The organism is Nocardiopsis salina YIM 90010, assembly GCF_000341025.1.
In the GTDB taxonomy this organism is placed as follows: Bacteria; Actinomycetota; Actinomycetes; order Streptosporangiales; family Streptosporangiaceae; genus Nocardiopsis; species Nocardiopsis salina.
Map to the genome: position 1 here is coordinate 1 of NZ_ANBF01000030.1, position 1,506 is coordinate 1,506.

The 1,506-nt window shown below is 69.9% G+C and carries 2 protein-coding genes; both read left to right on the forward strand.

Going from position 1 to position 1,506, the window contains the following annotated elements; genetic code table 11:
• On the forward strand, positions 1 to 290 hold a 290-nt coding region (locus D474_RS32145; protein WP_040703002.1), incomplete at its 5' end, for a phage tail fiber protein.
• Positions 291 to 303: 13 nt separating this feature from the next.
• On the forward strand, positions 304 to 1,506 hold a 1,203-nt coding region (locus D474_RS27465), incomplete at its 3' end, for a hypothetical protein (RefSeq protein WP_040703006.1).

The window sequence follows — 1,506 nt, forward strand, 5'->3', positions numbered from 1 at the left end:
GCGACGGATCCAACGAGGTCGACGGTGGCGACTACGAACGACAGTCCGTGTCCTGGAACAGCCCTAGCGACGGGGCTGTCAGCGCGGCCGACAAGGTCGAGTTCCTCGTGCCGGCGCTCGGCTCCGACGAGGTCACCCACGTCGGCCTGTGGAACTCCGATGGCGACTGGCTGGGAGATGCCCCCGCCTCGACACCGCAGCCCTACCCCACTGCCGGGACCGCGACGGTCGAGGTGCTGAACCTGAACATGGGCAACGGGACCCTGACCGCGAGCATCCGCTCCCACTGACAGGAGGTGCGCCGTGGTCGTGTGGCAGAACAGCTTCGACGGCGAGCCGCTGACGCTGGTCTCGGAGGACCTCGGCGGGGCCGGCAGCTCGGGCGACTGGGGCAACCCGATCGTCAACCTGCGCAACAGCGCGGACGTGTCGCATGTGCGCTACGGCGATCGAGCCTACGGCGGCCGGGCGTCCCTGATGCTCGGCGCCGACGACGCCTTTTCCGGCAACCACGGCGACGTACAGCTCACCGAGCCGCTCGGCGAGTGGTCGTTGTCGTTCTACCTGTTCAGGACCGGCGACGGGTGGGTCCGGTTCCTGCAGGACGGCCGCGTCAACGTCTCGGACCTGTACCTCGACTACGCCACGAACGCGCACTTCGTCGGCTGGGATGAACTCGACTCCGCGGCGACCGACCAGATGCACGACCGGTGGGTGCGCTGCGAAGCCTCCCAGGGCGCCGACGAGGTGACGTGGCGGTTCTGGTGGACCGACCCCGACAGCACCGGCGAACCGGACTACGAGATCACCGTCGAATCCACCAGCACCTCGGGGTATCTGTTCGTGCAGGGCGGGGGCTCCGAGGCAGAGCACCCGCCTGCCTACATCGACCAGATCCGCGTAGACGAGGGCGAGTGGCTCGGCCCGTGGCCAACTCACCAGACCTTCGCCGCACAGGCCGACCTCGGGCTGACCTCCTCGGCTCAGATCCGCCGCGTCGGCCGGACGGACGCCTCCGCCGACCTGCCATTGGATGCCGCCTCGCAGATCACCCGGCACGCCACGGTGGACGCGACCGGCGAGGTGGGCGGGCTGGGGGCCGGTGCGCAGATCCGGCGGGGCGGTCGGTTCACTGCCGGGGCGTCCTTGCCCCTGATCGCCGCTGCCGAGATGCGCAGCCAGTTCCGGCCCACGTTCCCGCCGCGCCTGACCACCGAGCTGTACCTCGGCGGCGAGTGGGTCGACATCAGCGGCGACGTGCGAGCAGAGGAGCCCGTGCAGATCACCCGCGGCCGAGCAGATGAGGCCTCCCAAGCGGACCCGTCGTCGTGCTCCCTCACCCTCGACAACCGTGGCGGCAAGTACTCACCGCACAATCCCCTCAGTCCGTACTACGGGCAGCTCGGCAAGAACACGCCGGTGAGGGTCCGCGTCGGCCCGTTGCCTGAGGAGGGCGCCATGGTCCTCGCCGACAGCTTCGACCGCACCGTCACCGGCGGGTGGGGA